Source organism: Gimesia chilikensis (assembly GCF_007744075.1).
GTDB lineage: Bacteria > Planctomycetota > Planctomycetia > Planctomycetales > Planctomycetaceae > Gimesia > Gimesia chilikensis_A.
Genome location: NZ_CP036266.1, coordinates 6291763 through 6308247, shown reverse-complemented (window position 1 = coordinate 6308247; position 16485 = coordinate 6291763). Strand labels below are relative to the sequence as shown.

General features: G+C 52.5%; 16 protein-coding genes (1 of these 16 only partly in view). 8 read left to right on the top strand and 8 right to left on the bottom strand.

The window, feature by feature from the left end:
* The 3 genes from HG66A1_RS23705 to HG66A1_RS23695 all read left to right on the top strand — a co-directional run.
* Positions 1-255: the end of a hypothetical protein gene (locus HG66A1_RS23705; protein WP_145189961.1), read on the top strand. The gene continues 609 nt to the left of window position 1, outside the view; the window shows 255 of its 864 coding nt (coding positions 610-864); its start codon lies beyond the left edge, outside the window; it ends in the stop codon at positions 253-255.
* Positions 248-583: a hypothetical protein gene (locus HG66A1_RS23700; RefSeq protein ID WP_145189957.1), complete on the top strand. Its 336-nt coding sequence runs from the start codon at positions 248-250 to the stop codon at positions 581-583. The genes HG66A1_RS23705 and HG66A1_RS23700 overlap by 8 nt, the downstream gene beginning before the upstream one ends.
* Before the next feature lie 263 nt (positions 584-846).
* Positions 847-1851 (top strand): reverse transcriptase family protein, encoded by a 1005-nt coding sequence (locus HG66A1_RS23695; protein WP_145189954.1) that lies wholly within the window; start codon positions 847-849, stop codon positions 1849-1851.
* 33 nt (positions 1852-1884) lie between these two features.
* Here HG66A1_RS23695 and HG66A1_RS23690 read toward each other — a convergent pair whose 3' ends face one another.
* Positions 1885-2922, bottom strand: a complete 1038-nt coding sequence (locus HG66A1_RS23690; protein WP_145189952.1) for a glycosyltransferase family 4 protein — start codon at positions 2920-2922, stop codon at positions 1885-1887.
* A gap of 104 nt (positions 2923-3026) precedes the next feature.
* The gene (locus tag HG66A1_RS23685) at positions 3027-4811 is read right to left on the bottom strand and encodes a redoxin family protein (protein ID WP_145189949.1); all 1785 of its coding nucleotides are present in this window, start codon (positions 4809-4811) and stop codon (positions 3027-3029) included.
* Between the two features lie 188 nt (positions 4812-4999).
* Between HG66A1_RS23685 and HG66A1_RS23680 the strand changes: the two genes are divergently transcribed.
* Positions 5000-5935, top strand: a complete 936-nt coding sequence (locus HG66A1_RS23680; protein ID WP_145189946.1) for a sugar phosphate isomerase/epimerase family protein — start codon at positions 5000-5002, stop codon at positions 5933-5935.
* A 25-nt stretch (positions 5936-5960) separates the two neighbouring features.
* On the opposite strand, the gene HG66A1_RS23675 is transcribed toward HG66A1_RS23680, so the two are convergent.
* The 3 genes from HG66A1_RS23675 to HG66A1_RS23665 all read right to left on the bottom strand — a co-directional run bounded on the left by HG66A1_RS23675 (position 5961) and on the right by HG66A1_RS23665 (position 8120).
* Positions 5961-6410 carry a nuclear transport factor 2 family protein gene (locus HG66A1_RS23675; RefSeq protein ID WP_145189943.1) on the bottom strand — a complete coding sequence of 150 codons (450 nt, stop codon included), beginning with the start codon at positions 6408-6410 and terminating at the stop codon, positions 5961-5963.
* A gap of 141 nt (positions 6411-6551) precedes the next feature.
* The gene (locus HG66A1_RS23670; RefSeq protein WP_145189939.1) at positions 6552-7109 is read right to left on the bottom strand and encodes a dihydrofolate reductase family protein; all 558 of its coding nucleotides are present in this window, start codon (positions 7107-7109) and stop codon (positions 6552-6554) included.
* 21 nt (positions 7110-7130) lie between these two features.
* Entirely contained in the window at positions 7131-8120 is a 990-nt protein-coding gene (locus HG66A1_RS23665; RefSeq protein ID WP_145189936.1) for a metallophosphoesterase family protein, read from the bottom strand.
* A gap of 280 nt (positions 8121-8400) precedes the next feature.
* Between HG66A1_RS23665 and HG66A1_RS23660 the strand changes: the two genes are divergently transcribed.
* Positions 8401-8604 (top strand): hypothetical protein, encoded by a 204-nt coding sequence (locus tag HG66A1_RS23660; protein WP_145189933.1) that lies wholly within the window; start codon positions 8401-8403, stop codon positions 8602-8604.
* A gap of 23 nt (positions 8605-8627) precedes the next feature.
* Here the strand turns inward: HG66A1_RS23660 and HG66A1_RS23655 are convergent, their stop codons facing one another.
* The 3 genes from HG66A1_RS23655 to HG66A1_RS23645 form a co-directional block, all read right to left on the bottom strand.
* Positions 8628-9773, bottom strand: a complete 1146-nt coding sequence (locus HG66A1_RS23655) for a lactonase family protein (protein ID WP_145189930.1) — start codon at positions 9771-9773, stop codon at positions 8628-8630.
* 90 nt (positions 9774-9863) lie between these two features.
* Complete coding sequence (locus tag HG66A1_RS23650; protein ID WP_145189926.1) at positions 9864-10193, bottom strand: rhodanese-like domain-containing protein; 330 nt, start codon at positions 10191-10193, stop codon at positions 9864-9866.
* Between the two features lie 50 nt (positions 10194-10243).
* Positions 10244-11716, bottom strand: a complete 1473-nt coding sequence (locus HG66A1_RS23645) for a sulfatase (protein WP_145193885.1) — start codon at positions 11714-11716, stop codon at positions 10244-10246.
* 246 nt (positions 11717-11962) lie between these two features.
* Here HG66A1_RS23645 and HG66A1_RS23640 point away from each other — a divergent pair, with 246 nt between their 5' ends.
* The 3 genes from HG66A1_RS23640 (at position 11963) to HG66A1_RS23630 (ending at position 16454) form a co-directional block, all read left to right on the top strand.
* A complete protein-coding gene (locus tag HG66A1_RS23640) occupies positions 11963-13291 on the top strand; it encodes an Nramp family divalent metal transporter (protein ID WP_145189923.1) in 1329 nt (442 codons plus the stop codon).
* A gap of 7 nt (positions 13292-13298) precedes the next feature.
* Positions 13299-14729, top strand: a complete 1431-nt coding sequence (locus tag HG66A1_RS23635) for a sulfatase-like hydrolase/transferase (RefSeq protein ID WP_145189919.1) — start codon at positions 13299-13301, stop codon at positions 14727-14729.
* Between the two features lie 1164 nt (positions 14730-15893).
* Positions 15894-16454, top strand: a complete 561-nt coding sequence (locus tag HG66A1_RS23630) for a DUF309 domain-containing protein (RefSeq protein WP_145042995.1) — start codon at positions 15894-15896, stop codon at positions 16452-16454.
* The last annotated feature ends 31 nt before the right edge of the window (positions 16455-16485 follow it).

Sequence of the window (16485 nt, the reverse complement as noted above, 5' to 3'; positions counted from 1 at the left end):
AAGGGAATAACAGACTTTTATTCAGGAATGATCCGTGAGTCGATGAAAAATATGATGCTAAAATTAGAATCCCTTTTGTTGCCTGCTTACAAAGAAAAACCCATGCCATCATTTGGTAAAGGAGCAGCAGAGGCGCTATATGCCCGCGAGGAAGGGAATACGCCGAATAATGTTTTTCCAATATTTTGGTGGCCATACTATAAAGATCATTCGCATAGGAATACTTTGTTGACAAGAGCGATGTCAGATGCATGAAAAAGTAGACAATCGTCACAAAAAAATACTCTCAACTCTGTTTAAGGCAAATGGGAAATTAGATTCATTTACTTTATTTAAGCGGGCTAGATTTAGTTTTGCAGAGTTTACGAATTTAATTCGATTTTTAAAAAAACATGAGTATTTGAGGGAAGAAGAATATGTTTTTTTTCTCACTTCTAAAGGGAAAAAAAGTAGCTTGGTTTCTCATGAGGCCGAGGGAAAGAAAAGGAAGTGGCGAGAAGTGCCCGCAAATATGCTGGGGAATAAAATAGAAATATCAGAAGGATATGTGCCAAGCAAAAGTATGCTTGATCAGGAATTTTAATCATCTTGTAAATGTTCGATTTTAAACTTACAGAAGCTAGTACGGTAAGAGTGTAGTCGCTCTCAAGGGTAAGGTGCCCGTTAACCATGTACCACCAAAAGAGAGCTAAAGATCTCTTTTGGTGGTGCCATCGATAAACTCGTTTATCGATGGCAGTCACACAAGCTCATAAAGTTTGCGCGATCACAAACTTTACGATCTTGGAGACTGCATGCAAGTCCAGAAGGTAGCTTCTGTAAGTTTTTCTCTTTTAGATTTTGACTATGAAAGACTGGGAAAAATATTTCATTGACAGAGGACTGCCAACTGACACCATCTCCACATACCTTTCATATATAAGTCAGTTAAGTGAAAACCAGGTTCCGGTAATTTTTGAATTTGAACATCTCACAAAGCTCCTGGGTTTGAAGAGAAATGTGCTGGCAAAAATTGTTAATTCTCCAGAACATTTTCATCGTAAATTTTCAATACGTAAGAGAAGCGGTGGGAAGCGAATAATTGTTTCGCCATATCCGTCTCTTCTTTATTGTCAAAAATGGATCTATGTTAATCTGCTTTTAAAACAAAAGGTTCATACAGCTGCCCATGGCTTTGTGCCAGGTAAATCAATTTTTTCTAATGCCAAGTTACATCTCTCTAAACGATCTATGTTGAAAATGGATCTTAAAAATTTTTTCCCATCAATTCCGATGAGTTGGGTAATCAATTTCTTCCATGATTTAGGTTATGCAAAAAATGTTTCTTCTTATTTAGCATCTCTATGTTGCTATGAGCATCGCCTTTCGCAAGGGGCAGCTACTAGTCCATATCTATCAAATTTACTATTAAAAAACTTAGATGATCGTCTATCGAGCATTTCAAATTCATATAGGCTTCAATACAGCCGATATGCAGATGATATCACATTTTCAGGTGATTATATTCCTTCTAAATTAATCAAGATTATTGAAGAAATAGTTGATGACTATGGTCTTGCCATCAATCAAAAGAAAACACGTTTACATACAAAACCTGGACAAAGGATAGTAACGGGACTATCTGTTGTTGGTGAGGAATTGACGATTCCAAGGAAGATGAAACGTGACTTACGACAAGAGGTTCACTTTATTCGAAAATATGGATACTTATCGCACATAAGTAAAATGAAAATAAATCATCCATTCTATTTGGAATCAATTGCTGGTAGATTTCAATTTTGGTTACAAGCAGAACCTGAAAATGAATTCGCAAAAGAGTCATTAACCTATTTACAAAAAATAAAGGGCTAATGGTTTTCGTGGCGACATCTTCGGTGATCAGCTCTAGTCTAACGTCTCTTCCAGGAACTGTATCAAACGCTGGCTGTTGCGTTCGGCATCGAATTGTTCCTCGACTGTTTTCCGGCCGCGGAGACCGATTTGTTTGCGCAGCTCGGGTGAGGTGAGTAGCTGCTCCAGGGATTCGTACCAGGCGTCGGTTGAATCTGCACAGTATCCATTAACGCCCTCGTCGATGATCTCTGCATTGACGCCGACTGGCGACGCGACGGCTGGAATGCCCAGGGCCATGTATTGCAGCAGTTTTAAGCCGCATTTGTAGCGGGACCATTCATCGTCTTCCAAAGGCATGATGCCGATGTCGAAGGCGGAGAGGTCCTGGTATTCCGTTTCCGGACTCCAGACCAGGTGGCGGACTTCGACTCCCTCTAGCTCAAGCTCCGCGATGGGTTCGGGAGTGGCTGAGATGATACAGAGTGTGAATTCGTATTGTTCTGCCAGGCGGTTGAGTGCCGGGACGACGAGTTGGAGGTTCGGGATGTTTGTATCCAGTCCGGTCCAGCCGATGACCGGTTTGCTGGTGGAGGGCTGGCTAAAATCCTTGAGGGGGTATTTACCGGTGATGACCGACGTGGGGAGCAGATGGACGCGGTCGTTATATTTTCGGGCGACTGCGCAGAGATTCTGGTTGCCGGCGATCAGCAGATCGACTTTCTCCGCCAGGACCTGGAATTTCTCGGGATAGCGGAGGAAGATCGCATCGTCGATATCGAGAACGCATTTGGCGGGTCGGTTCAGGAACCGGAGTTCCATATCGTAGGCAGGGATATCGAAGATTTCCCGTTCGATGAAGATCAGATCGAAGGGGCTCAGACAGGCGTAGAGATAATGCAGGTAGCGGGTGATGCGTTTGAGCAGGTAGCTGAGGCGGTAGCCGAGCCAGGGGATGTGCTCATATTTTTCGGGGTAACTGGCGAGAACCGTACAGGAGATGCCTGCCTGCTGGAGAAAGGGGAGGTAATTCAGCACCCGAAATCGAGAGGAGGGAACATTCTTCCCGGAGATCAGGAACAGGACACGCATGAGGATTCTCGGCAAACAGTCGGCTTCGGTTGATTCTGCAGGTAACGCTTACGTCCTGACAATCATAACCAGTTCTCAACCAGAAAGCAGCCTGCAGGCGCCGGTCAGGGAACCGCCTGTCCGGTGCGGGGATCGATGGTCAGATTCAGCCGCTCATTCGCATAGGTGTAGAAGAAGAACGCGTACAGCATTTCATGGTAGGTCTGCGGTCCCTCCCTGACGGTGGCACTCGGATCTGGATTGAAGGGATTGAACGCCGAATTGTCGTAATGGGCGATGGCTTCGATGCGGGTGCCTTTGGGGAAGAAGTGCCGCTGGTCTTTCCAGAGATAACCGATTTGCCAGTCGAAGCTGTAATTGGGAATCACCAGCAGTTTTTCCTGTTTCCCTTCCGGGTAATGGGCCAGGAAGGAGAGATCCTTGCCGCGGAGATGCATGTGGGCGAAGAGTCCGATGCCGTGGGCATCCTGTTTGAGCGTGCGGGCGTTGCTGACCTTGTGGTGCGGGGCTTCCGGGGGGATCTCGAATTTCGTATTTTTGATGATCAGGAAGCGATACCGTTTCTGAACTTTGCCCTGCACGTATTTAAAGCCGACCGAGATGCGGCAGTTTTCCGGTTTGCCGGTCGAGGTGTAATGAATCTGTAACGCCAGGGCACTCCCTTTGGGGATCATGACACCCAGTCCTTCGGGCAGCATCATTGGTCCCGAGCCCGGCACTTTTCCGGTGAGAAAATTTGATTCGTCCCATTTCTTCGTTAAGGTGACAGCCGCCATGTTGCAGTGATGGACGACGCCGGGATTGTCGGGTTTGATTTCGATTGCAGAGACCCAGGTATCCTCGGGGAAAACGTAGGGGAGAATGGTGTAGCGGTAGGGAATGTATCCTTCTGCGGGGAGCGTGTGTCTTTCCAGCATGCTGATTTTGAGGTCAGGTTGACCGATGAGCCATTTTCCGGCGTCGACTTCAGGGATCGCGTGTTTGAAATCGGCGGGTTCCGTTCCGGCGGGCATGCCTGACTCGACCCAGTCCGTCACCTGTTTACGTTCCCGGCGGGACATGCCCCGGTGATTGGCGAACTCGGCGTGTGACGTGCCTCCATACCAGGGAGGCATGCGCTGGTCGGAGACGACCTCGGCGATCATCGCACCGTTATTCTGGACTTCAGCGAGCGTCGTTAAAGCAAAGGGGGCTTCAGTGCCGGGGCGATGACAGTCCGTGCAATGTTTTTGTATGAGTGGCTGAATGTCATGGTAATACGTGAGTGACCGGTCGGGCTCTGTTTGGGCTGCGTGGGTAATCAGGCAGCCATCCACGTTGGTTTCTGTTACGGAAATCGGCGTTCCGTGCAGGACTCCCTCAATCGCGGCCGTCAGATTCTCCTGGGAAGGTCGCGGCAGCGAACCTCCGATGCGGTACTGGTCATCGATGCGGCCGCGGTAATGGAGACGGTAGCTGGCATCCAGAACGGCGACTTCCGGTGTGCGGGTCAGGCCCAGAGCGGCGACGGAGGTTCCCTTGCGATCCTGGACATTGGGAAAGGGGATTTCGTGTTCTACCGCAAATTCGGCGATCTCGCGAATGGAATCAGCGGGGCCGGTATGCAGGGCGATGAATTGAACTCCCTGCGGGCGATATTGCTGTTCGAGGCGTTTGAGTTTGGGGAGATAGCGTTTGACGAGGGGGCAGGTCGTGTTGCAGGCGACGATGACGAACGCTTTGCGGTTCGGAAAATCAGCGAGCGAGCGGGTGAGGTAGCGGATGTCTTTGAACTGCAGAGGCCCTGCGCTGGACTTGATTTCGGGGCGCTGCTGTTCCCCGGCCGAGACTGTTTGCAGGCAGCAGCAGATCAGGAGCAGCGTACAGGATCGAAACAGAGAATCGGGCATGATCGGCAATTCGTTCGAATGAAAGTCGACTGATGAGGGAAGTCCGTTCAGGGGAAGTACTTCATCGGAGTGGCCTGCGTTTCAGAAAAATCAATATTTCCAGATGACATCTGACTTCGAACTGGCGTACGATGGCAGATCTAAGTTGTCGCGCATTCATTGTAGCGTTCTGAAGCGGAGAAGCAAAAATGAAGTTTTCACGAAGAGCGTTTCTACAGGCGGGCAGCAGTGCCCTGGCGATCCCGTTGCTGGATCAACGGTCTATCAAGGCTGATTCAGGACAGAAAGCCAAGGCGGCTCCCGCACTTGAGCGTGCGCTGGGGATCACGACTTCTTCTCTTTCGGGGCATCTCTCGCCCCGGGCTGCCCAGGGGAAAATTTCTCTGCTGGATCTGCCCCGCATGCTGCGGGATGAACTGGGGATGACGGTCATCGATCTGAATACGTCCACGCTGTCAGTGACCGCTGGCAAGTACCTGGAGCAGTTGCGGAATGCAGCGGATCGGGCGGGATGCGTGTTGACCAACCTGAAAATGAACCAGGGAAAGCTGGATATGAACAGTCCCGATCAGGCCACCCGCGCACACGCGTTGAAAACCTATAAGGCGTCGATCGATGTGGCTGCCGAGCTGGGGCTGAAGTGGGCGCGTCCGCTGCCTCGAGCGCAGCGTCCCGATATGCAGATTCATATCGACAGTTACCGGGAGTTGTGTGATTACGGTGCGGAACGCAATGTCCAGTTGCTGGTCGAGAATTACGGCTGGATGCAGAGCGACCCCGAGTCGGTCGTCAAACTGGTCAAGGCGATTGGTCATCAGGTGGCTGCCTGTCCCGATACGGGGAACTGGGACAGTGAGGAGCTGCGTTACGCCGGGCTGGCGAAGACGTTTCCGATTGCGGTCACCTGTGACTTCAAGGCGCGGGCCATTGGTCCCCGCGGTGAGCATCCACTGTATGATCTCAAACGCTGTTTCGAGATTGGCTGGCAGGCCGGTTTTCGGGGGCCCTGGTGCTTCGAACATGCGAACAAAGACCAGGGACAATTGTTGAAGGAACTGGGCATGCTGCGTGACATGCTGCAGACCTGGATGAAAGAGGTCGGGCAGGAACCCGCGAATTCCTGAAGTTCCTGCGCTGCGACCGGTTCGATCAGGGAATTGGCGTTTCCTGGTAGGAGACTTCGAGCCACTCTCCCTTGCGTTTAATCCAGCATTCCAGAATCTGCACATGTTTGGCCAGCTGCTTACCTTCGAAGGTTCCTTCAATTTGTGCTTCGTAGGTGATGATGGCTGCGCTGGGTGTGGTGTGGATGATCTTTTTCGGGCTGGCCTTGAAGAGGGTCAGCTTGAGTTCGGGTAGAGCGTCCAGTTGATCTTTCTGGCTGAAAAACTGGTAGCTGGGTGAGATGGAAATGTGCCGCTCGTCGGTCATCCGGCGAATTGTTTCCTTGTCCCGCTTGGAAAAGGCTTCGTCCAGCGTTTTGACCGCTTTCATCAGTTCGGCATCCAGGACTGCAGTTTTATCGGGTTTATCTGCTGCTGAAAGCAGCGTGGATGAGAGCAGGCAGATGAGAGTGCAGGCAATAATTCGCGTTGACATGGTCTGTTCCTTTCGTGAATCAGACGGGCAGGCAATAGCGGGGAGGCTTCCCACACGGGGTGGGTGTCTTCTGCGGTGGAGTATACTGCGATTTCGCCTCGGGCGGGAAGCGGAATCCTGGGAATTTCGTCGCAAAAACAATCAGTCTGAAGATACTGCAGACTGCACTGCATAGCGACTTTGCACGAAACCGTTCTCAAACGTGCGCGTCTCCCGATGCTGAAGCGGAATGTCTTGCGCGAGTGCGCCGAACAGGGGCAGTCCCTCGCCAATCAAGGTGGGAATGCGCGTGATGATCAGTTCGTCGATCAGCCCGGCCGCGAGAAATCGTTGAATCGTAATGCCGCCGTCGATGTAGGCGTTATGCAGATCTTCTGATGCCAGATCCCGAAACAGCTGCGTGGGCGAACTGTTTCTGACTTCGACCGAGACGGGCAGATCATCTGGTAGACTAATCAACTGGCTGCTGAGGACGATCACCCTTTTGTCGCCGTAGGGCCAGGTTCCAAAGGAGAGGACCGTTTCAAAGGTATGACGGCCCATCACGAGAACGTCGATTCCGTCCATGAACTGCTGGTAGCCGAAATCTTCTGCTGGCTGATCGCTGGCACCATCGCTGCCGGGAAGCCAGTCGAGGGAGCCATCTTTACGGGCGATGAATCCGTCCAGACTGACTGCAATAAAGACGCGTCCGTGCATGGTTGATCTCTTCAACAGGAATTAATGATGGGCGTCGGGAACCAGGGGCGGTTTTTCTTCCGCGACCGAGTAATCACGTTCTTCGACCGGGGGATGTCCCAGCGGTCCGAAAGTGCCGAATTCGTCGCACTGGTCGAGGCCGGGAATGAAGGTGACATCGATCCCGGCTTCTGAAACATCGCAGCGATGAAATCCGAAGCGGGTGTCTGCTTCGGGCCAGCGTTCTGCCAGCTGTCCGGTGTTGCCTGCCGCCTGGGTACGATAGATGCGAATACCGTCGATGTGTTGCACGGCGCGTCCCGTATGGACGTGACCGCAGAATAGAATCTCCACTTTGGCTGCTTTGAGGATCTCCCACAACCTTTGTCTGTGTGGCGGATTGATTGAGAAATACCAGTTGTCGTATTCCTCGCCTTTGGTTGGGTCCCAGTCCGGTTCATCGGGGGATTCCATGAAGGGCCAGTAATGCATGACGGCGACATGATGTTTTCCCGCGGGCAGATCGGGGAGTTGTTCCAGCATGCGCCAGAAGCGGTCTTCATGAGGCAGACCCGTACCTGCGACGGCGGCATAGAAGCCGGTGAAGCGGATCTCCTTATGCATGAAGGTCCACTGCAGCGGGCCAAAGTAATTGCTGAACAGATCCAGGCGTTCGCCGGTCATATTCAGGTCCGGGTCATTCCAGCCCAGGCCTTTGGGATCCCACCGCGGTTTGACTCCGTTGACGGCGGTGTGTTTGTTGCCGACATCCATGTTCCCGGGGATGATGAATGTAGGGAAGGGGAGTGTATTCAGGTCTTCGCGGGCCTGCTGGTATTCGAACTCGTGCGTGTCGCCGTCCCGCGTCAGGTCGCCGCCATGGAGCAGCAGATCGGCGTCGATTTCCGACATCTGCTGTTTAATCGCCGCCCAGCGTTTGTTGATCGCCGGCCGAAAGCGGTAAGAGCGAGCCGTACCCATATGACTGTCATTGACATGCAGAAACGTCCAGGGTTCAGAGGAGTGTGTCATGAGTTACTTGTCCTGGTTCGGTTTTCAATGAGTTCGGTTTTCAATGAGGATCGCAGCGCTAACGACCTTAAATAACATACAGGGGGAAGGCCACGGGGCCGTTTCCGTATCGTACTGTGACTGTTGCTGCGGAAGCAACTCAGGCTGAGACGAGAATCAGGCGTTCCGATTTTCCTCTTGCAGGATAACTGAAGACAATCGACAATATCGGGCAACACACACAATTCACTGTTCCCTGTACTCACAGGGAACGATAATCTGATACAGAGGAGTCCCAGTCATGGTCTGTACGCATTTGAAAACACTCTACAAGTATTGCGAAGAAAATCAGCTGCGCCTGGGTGGTGCCGACCTGATTCAGGTGATTTGCAAACAGTGCGAAGAGGAAGAAACCTGCCCTTCTCTGCTGATGGAACAGTATGATGCAAAACACCCGGAAGAGAGCGAAGACGAGCCACCCAAGGCTGAGACGCCGTCCGAGTAGACTTTCCTTTCCGTCTGTGCGGATTAACGAATCATGATGCAGGACGGGCTGGGGATGGAGATCGGTTCGCCGACGGCCGTCAGCTTGCCGGTCTGTTGATCGATGGCGAAGACCACAACGTTATTCCCCGGCATATTCGCACAGAGCAGATACTTCCCGTCCGCGGTAATGGCCAGATTCTGTGGTCCTTTGCCCAGGCTGGGGATGATTTCGATCAATGATAATTTTCCTTCTGGATCAACACTAAAAGCCGCCAGGCTGTCATGGCCGCGGTTCGTTCCGTAGAGGAACCGACCATCGGGAGTGAATTTCAGGTCGGCACAGTGGCTGACATCGGTGAAGTCATCGGGCAGGGTATCAATGGTCTGGCCTTCGGTCAGAAAGCCGGTTGCGGGATCGTAATCAAATTCCGTGATGGAGTTCTTGAGTTCGTTGATGACATACATCTGCTTTCCATTCGGGTGGAAGGTCAGATGGCGTGGGCCGGCACCGGGGATGGTTCTCACAAACGGCTGCTGAGCGGGAGTCAGTTTCGCGGTCTGGGGATCCAGTTTGTAGGCCATGATTTTGTCGAGCCCGAGGTCGGCGGCGAAGACAAATTTCTGGTCCGGGCTGATGACGCTGCAGTGTGCGTGCGGTTCTTTCTGACGTTTGGGATTCACGCTGGAACCTTCGTGCTGCACGAACGTGGCTGCTTCTCCCAGCGAACCATCGGCTTTGACGGGGAGAGAAGCGACGCTACCTGTGGTATAGTTGGCGACCACAACTGCTTTACCGGTATCGTCGATATCCAGGTAACAGGAGGCGGTTCCCAATGAGGACTGCCGATTGAGCAGCTTCAGTTTGCCGGTGCGTCCCTCCAGTTCGAAGGCGGAGACAAATTCATTGTCTTTGCCGCTGAATTTACCGGGGGCATGAATCGAATACAGGTAGCGGTTGTCTGGCGACACGGCGAGGAAAAAGGGGTGCTCGACATCAGCGGTGCGTGCGACCTGCGTGAGCTCGCCTGTCTCGGGATTGAATTTATAAGCATGGATGGCACCCTCGTCACCGGGTGCGAAAGCTGAAATGAAGACCAGGGGCTCATCGGCTGCGGTGGCCTGTGTGGTAGAGCTGAGGACCATTCCGACGACCAGCGGAAACAGATAAAAGACATGTTCGTAAGACATCGCAAACTCCCACAGTGGATTCATCAGGTGTTGCATTAAAGACGGAGAGCACATTGTAACAACGCGGACGGGCCGCGGCTATGTTCGGGTTTAATACCGCGGCTTGGTATCATCGATTTCGCAGGACCAGGCATCAATGCCCCCCTGCATACTTTTGACATTCGTAAAACCATTTTGTGACAGCCAGCTGGCGACCTGCAGACTCCGCATGCCGTGATGGCAGTAAACAATGATTTCCTCGGAACGGAGGTCTTCCAGTTCTCCCACCCGTTCCTGAATTTCACTCATCGGGAGCAGACGGGCTGCGTCGATGTGGACATGGTCATATTCATTCTGTTCCCGGCAGTCGAGCAGGACAAAGTTTTGATCTGAATCCAGTTTCTGCTTAACGGTCCGGCAGTCGGTTTCCAGTGAATGCATGGAATTCTTTCGTATGCTGGCTGAGTCCGAATCGGTGTTCGGAATCGTGATTATTTAGTGGATGTTGTTTTGAGGGTGGGGGGTACCGGATTCTCAATGTGCGCTGCTTTGCGCTGATTGGCACCGGGGCGATTGGTGTCTCCCAGGTCGGCACGTCCCTTTTCGGCGAGGGCCTGCAGTTCTTTGACGATCTCCGGATGCTGGTCGGCGACATTGTGCTCGCAGCTGATATCGGTGACTACGTTAAACAGGAGCGGCTGAGAGCCTTCTCCTTTTTTGAAGTGCGGGTGCCGACTGAATTCTTTGAGTGGCACAAACAGTTTCCAGGGACCTTTGCGGACGGCCTGCAACTGATCCATCGCGTAATAGTAGAAGGCATCGTAGGGGCTTTTCTCGCCCTCTTTGCCAAAGATCAGCGATTGGATATCGTGACCGTCGATGATGCGATCGGTGGGTACTTTGGCTCCCGCCAGGTCGGCGAAGGTGGGGAGCAGGTCCATGGTGGTTGCCAGTTCGGTACAGACGGTGTCGGCGGGAACGCGGCCCGGCCACCACATGATGGTGGGAACGCGGAAGGCGCCTTCCGAAGTGGTATAGCCGCGACCGTGCAGCGGTTTGTTGGTCCCCCGTTCGGTGCTGTTCATGTCACGGGCCATGGGAGAGCCGTTGTCTGACGTCCAGATGACCAGTGTATCGTCGTCGATGCCCAGCTCGACGAGTTTGTCGAGCAGTTCTCCGGTCGACCAGTCGAGCTCTTCGATGCTGTCACCCCAAGGACCATTTTTACTTTTGCCCCGGAAGGCATCACTGGCGAACGGCTTGCTGGTACTGCCGGGCATGGCCTGTGGGAAATAGAGGAAGAAGGGCTCGTCTTTGTTCTGTTCAATGAACTCGACCGCTTTTTCGGTGTAGTCTTTGGTGAGCAGATTACGATCGACGCCGGCTCTAATGACGGTATCGTTCAGCATGACGGGCAGGGGAGGCCAGTTTTTGCCATCCAGGCGATCGCCGAGTCGCTGCCCGACGGCCTGGGTCATATCATCGCTGTAGGGAATTCCATAGAAATAATCGAAGCCCTGTTTGGTGGGTAGAAAGGGGGGCTGGTCTCCGAGGTGCCATTTCCCGATCATGCCTGTCTTGTAGCCTTTCTGCTTTAAGACTTCGGCAACCGTGACTTCTTCGGGATTCAGACCATAGGGAGAGATCGGGCGCAGTACCTGTCCGTCGCGGGGATTCCAGTGCATGCCGACCCGCTGTGAATAACAGCCGGTCATGATGGAGGCCCGTGAAGGAGTGCAGACACCGGCGGTGACACAGAAGTGTGTGAATTTGCGTCCTTCGCGTGCCATGCGGTTTAAGCAGGGGGTCCGGTTGACGGTCGAGCCGAAAGGTTCGATATCGCCGTAGCCCAGGTTGTCGCAAAAGATGACGATGAAGTTGGGCTTCCGGTTGGATTCCGCAGCAGACAGTGGATTGGAGAAAAGTCCAGAGAGCAGACAGATCAGGGCGAGCAGATTCAACAGAGCTTTCACGTGATGATCCTTTGGTCGAATGAATCTATGGCGAGGAATAACGAGCAGCTTGAAAGCAGGCGGCAGTTCGCGACGCAGGAGCCGCCTGTAAAGTTATCTTAAACATTACTAAGAATCTTTACAAAATAAAACCGGACGAAGAAGAAGAGGATTGTGTCTTGTCTTGAGTTTCGCATAATGAAGGTTGCATATGTTATCCCCACACCACTTTGAGAACCTTCTGAGGATACCCGTCCCGTGAGTGAAGCAGCAGCAGAATCATCAACGAATAGCCGGCCCCACTGGTGGCAACGAATTGGCCCCGGCCTGGTAACCGCCTGTGTGGTGATTGGTCCCGGGAGTATTTTATCGAGTTCCAATCTGGGAGCCAAAGACGGTTACAGCATGATCTGGGTCGTGCTGATCTCGGTTTTCTTTATGCTGATCTATACTTCGCTCGGTGCGAAACTGGGGACGGTGACTGAGGAGTCGACCTGCACCCTGCTGGCTAAAATGGTGGGACGTCCGTTAACCATTCTGATTGGCTGCGGTGTCTTTTTTATCTCAGCCGCCTATCAGTTCGGGAATAACATCGGGGTGCATTCGGCTCTGGAAAGTTATACTGATTTCAAATATGGCATCGTGATCTTCAATGCGATTTCACTGGCGTTTCTGTTCGGCTTCAAGAACCTGTATAAGCTGGTCGAACGATTGATGTCGATCTTTGTGGCTTTGATGCTGGCGTCCTTTGCCATCAATCTGTTTTTCGCGAAACCCAATCTGCTGGAAATGGCAGAGGGGGTGATTCCCGGATATGGCAGTGACGGACTGGATTCGATCCTGAATCTTTCGTTGCTGGGGCTGGTGGGAACCACCTTTGTGATTTCAGCCGCTTTTTACCAGTCCTACCTGGCGCGGTTCAAAGGCTGGAAGGTTCAGGATCTGAAAGATGGCCGCATCGATTCTGTTATCAGCGTGACGATTATGGCATTGATCACGATTATGATCATGTCGACCGCAGCCGCGGTGCTGCGGGGAAAAGAATTGACAGGAGTCAGCGATGTCGGAAACGCATTGCAGCCGCTGTTTGGTGATAAAGGGCAGATTCTGTTCTGCATTGGACTGTTCTCTGCAGCCTACTCGTCATTTATTGTGAATTCGATGATCGGCGGATTTATTCTGTCTGACAGCCTGGGCCTGGGGGGCACGCCCCAGGATAAGTGGACGCGTATTCTGACGGCAGCGGTGCTGTTGACCGGGATGTTCGTCGGGCTCTACGTGATCCAGTCGGGGACGAAACCGGTGGTGGCGATTGTTGCTGCCCAGGCGGTGACCGTTGTGGCGGCCCCGCTGGCTGCGGGCGCGTTATTGTTGCTGACCAGCAGTAAAAAAGTAATGGGCGAACATCGGAACGGAATCGTGATGAATATTCTGGCCAGCATCGGCTTTGTGCTGTTGCTGGGGATGGCCTGGTATATCGCGAGTGAGAAAGTGTTGCCCCAGATTCAGAAAATGCGGGGTGCATCCACGGCGATGGTTCAGGTTGAACCTGTGGAAACAAAACTTGCGCTTCAAAACAGGAACTGAGAGTGTTATGAAACGTCTGTGTGTGAATGTCTGTCTGATCTGTTGCATGGTTCTCTGCGCACTGCCCGTGCAGGCTGCGGAACAAAAGCAGGACCAGCGCCCGAACATGATCTTTATTCTGCTCGATAACGTGGGCAAGGACTGGTTCCGCTGTTATGGGAGTTCGGAGAATCAGACGCCGACCATCGATCATCTGGCCTATAACGGTCTGCGGTTTCGTAACTGCTACGTGACGCCGGTCTGCAGTACGACGCGGCATATGCTGCTGACGGGACGCTACCCGTTCCGCTCGGGCTGGCATACGCACCACGATCCCGCGATTTACGGGGGCGGTTATTTTGACTGGAACCGGGAAATCTGCTTCGCCCGGATTCTGCGGGATGCGGGGTATAACACGTGTATCTCCGGGAAGTGGCAGATCAATGATCTGTTCGATCCCGCACAGAAAGACGCCTTGATCGAGCATGGTTTTCAGGAGTACTGTATTTTTCCGGAAGGAAAAAAAGGGCATCCGGCGCATAAGAAACGCTACTGGGATCCGTATGTCATTCAGAACGGGAAACGACTGGATACGCAGGGAAAATTCGGTCCGGATATTTTCACCGACTATCTGATTGAGTATATGAAAACGCATCGGGACAAGCCTTTCTGTGCTTATTACTCTACGATTCTGACTCACATTCCCGTGGTGCATACGCCGCATAACCTGGGAGAGGAACTGACGCCGCGCGAGCAGTTTGCGGGCATGCTGAATTATTCGGATCACCTGATCGGGCGGCTTGTTAAGGCGCTGGACGAACTGGGCATTCGCGACAATACGATTCTGTTTATCGTGCCCGACAACGGGACTGATAACGGGACCGATCAGAATGCGGAACAGAGCCTGGGAGGCCGGATTAACGGCCGTGTTTCGGGAGAAGGGATCTACTCGCTGAAAGAGCAGGGCATTAACATGCCGCTGATTATCAACTGTCCGAAGCTGGTAGGCAGCGAACGGGTCAGCGACGACCTGATTGATGCGGCCGATTTTCTGCCGACGCTGGCTGATCTGGCCGACGCCCCGCTGCCATCGGGGGTGACGATTGACGGCAGGTCGTTTGCACCGCAGATTCTGGATCAGCCCCGTGAGGAGCCCTGGCGTCCGTGGTGTCTGACCCAGTACTACAAACAGCGGGTGGTCCGCGATCAGCGGTTCAAGCTGTATTCCACCGGCGAGTTTTATGATCTGTCGGAGGATCCGCTCGAGCAGCACGATCTGTCGGGAACCGAACGCGTGAAAAGTGATCGGGCGACTGGAACGTCGCACGCGGAACTGCAGGCGGTGCTGGATTCGCTGCCGGAAAACGCGAAACTGCCCTGGGAGTTTCGCAGTATCTCGGCGCGGAAAATTCGGGCTGAGGAAGCGCGTCAGAAAGAGGCTGAGAAGTCGGGCAACTAGTTTGCTCGCGAACAGCGGCGGTTCCTGCTGTGCCCCGCTGACACTTGTGTGATCTGTTCGAGCGGGATGAATCTGCACTGCGCATGTTGTCAGCTTCATTGTATTCATCTCTCAGTGCGCGCGACGGTCGAGTACAATGGATACAAATGACCGTTCCAGGCGGGGCTGATGCCCTGCGGCTCATGCATCTTGCTTGTGTTGACTGATGGTGAGATTGTGTGGAACGGCGCGCGGGGGTCAAGGGGAGCTTGTGCTTTGAATTCCCTGTGAGAGTTCCTGAGTTTCGTGTGAGTTACCTGTGAAATGCTCTGAATGTGCTCCGAAATGATTTGAAATCGTAGGAGACATCGAGAAGTAGTGCTGAGGGTTCCGGTGAAAAGGTGGAAAAATCGACGGCGATTCAGGTGCATCTGGATGACTGGTCACGCAGATTCCAGTGCTCATTTCGTCCGCCTCGCGCGCGAAGCACAATTGCGATAATTTAAGATTGGGGGAGAGCGGATCAAGTTCAGTTTAAACAGTGGTGGGGGCAGGAATGGTCAGGTGTCAAATGAGGGGGGAGGGATGATCTCATTTATCAGAAGTGGGGAGTCGTTTCCCTGTGTTGAGAATTTCGCCAAGGGTTAGTGAGGTTGCTCTGGTGATCGAATGTGACAATGTGGGGTGTGATTGCAAGTGTCTGTTATTTCTGTGTTTATGGTAAAGTGTTTTGTTTGGTGCAAGCCTGGGATCTGATCTAAAAGTGTGTTGGATTGACTGACTGGAACCCGCCAGGGTGAAATTTCTCAAATTGGCGCAAATTGCAAAATCTGGTCTTTAAGTTCAATAAAGCTTGTATATGATGGGTGAGTTAAAGCTTGAAAATAAGCTGATTCAGCTTGTTTTTTCAGTTTCCTACCCCTTTGCTCTTGCTGCATTGATTGCTGACTGTGAGCCGACAACAAGCGAGCCCATTTGGATGAGGGGCGGAGCCCGAGTAATTTCAATTTGCGCTATCTGTGCGGAAATTATTATGAATAAATAAGTTAGGTTCAGATATCAAATCTGATTTCCTGACGCATTTAAGAGCCTCCCGTGCCACCCAGGCACGTCTGTCAATGACTGAGACAGATCAGAGTTTTGTTGTTTTTAGCTAATTAGAAGAGAATTTGGAGATTTTAGAGGATGGTTTATCCTGTTGCTGAAGTTGTACGTTTACTGCCATCATCCCGACTGCCTGAATATACGTTTGTGCCTGGCAAGAGTTTGCCACATCCCTACCGTGATCCCAAGGGCCACAGCTACGGTAATAAGCCGAAGCCTCCCAAGGCGCTCACGCAGGAAAACTGGATGGAGCACCGGAACTATCTGAACGCGATCGACTTCTTCAACCTGGGCTACTACTGGGAAGCCCACGATGAATGGGAGCGTCTGTTACGCGTCTGTGGTCCGGATTCGATTCCAGGCCGATTCCTGAAGGGACTGGTCAAGCTGTCCGCTGCGGGTATCAAAGTTCGCGAAGGCAGTATTCATGGTGTGCGTCGTCATGCTGCTTCCGCTGGTGAAGTATTTGCAGACGTGGCCGCAGAGTCAAACGCCGATCATTACTGTGGTCTGGAACTGACTCGCTTGCAGTTCGCCGCAGACCGGGCTGCTCAGTTGAAGTATCCCGATGACCTGACGATGGGCGAACCGATTCGGGTCTTCCCCTTCCTGCTGGAACCGGAACCGTTCCCGCTGGGCTAGGTTGCCAAGATTGATCTGCTTTGACAGTTCA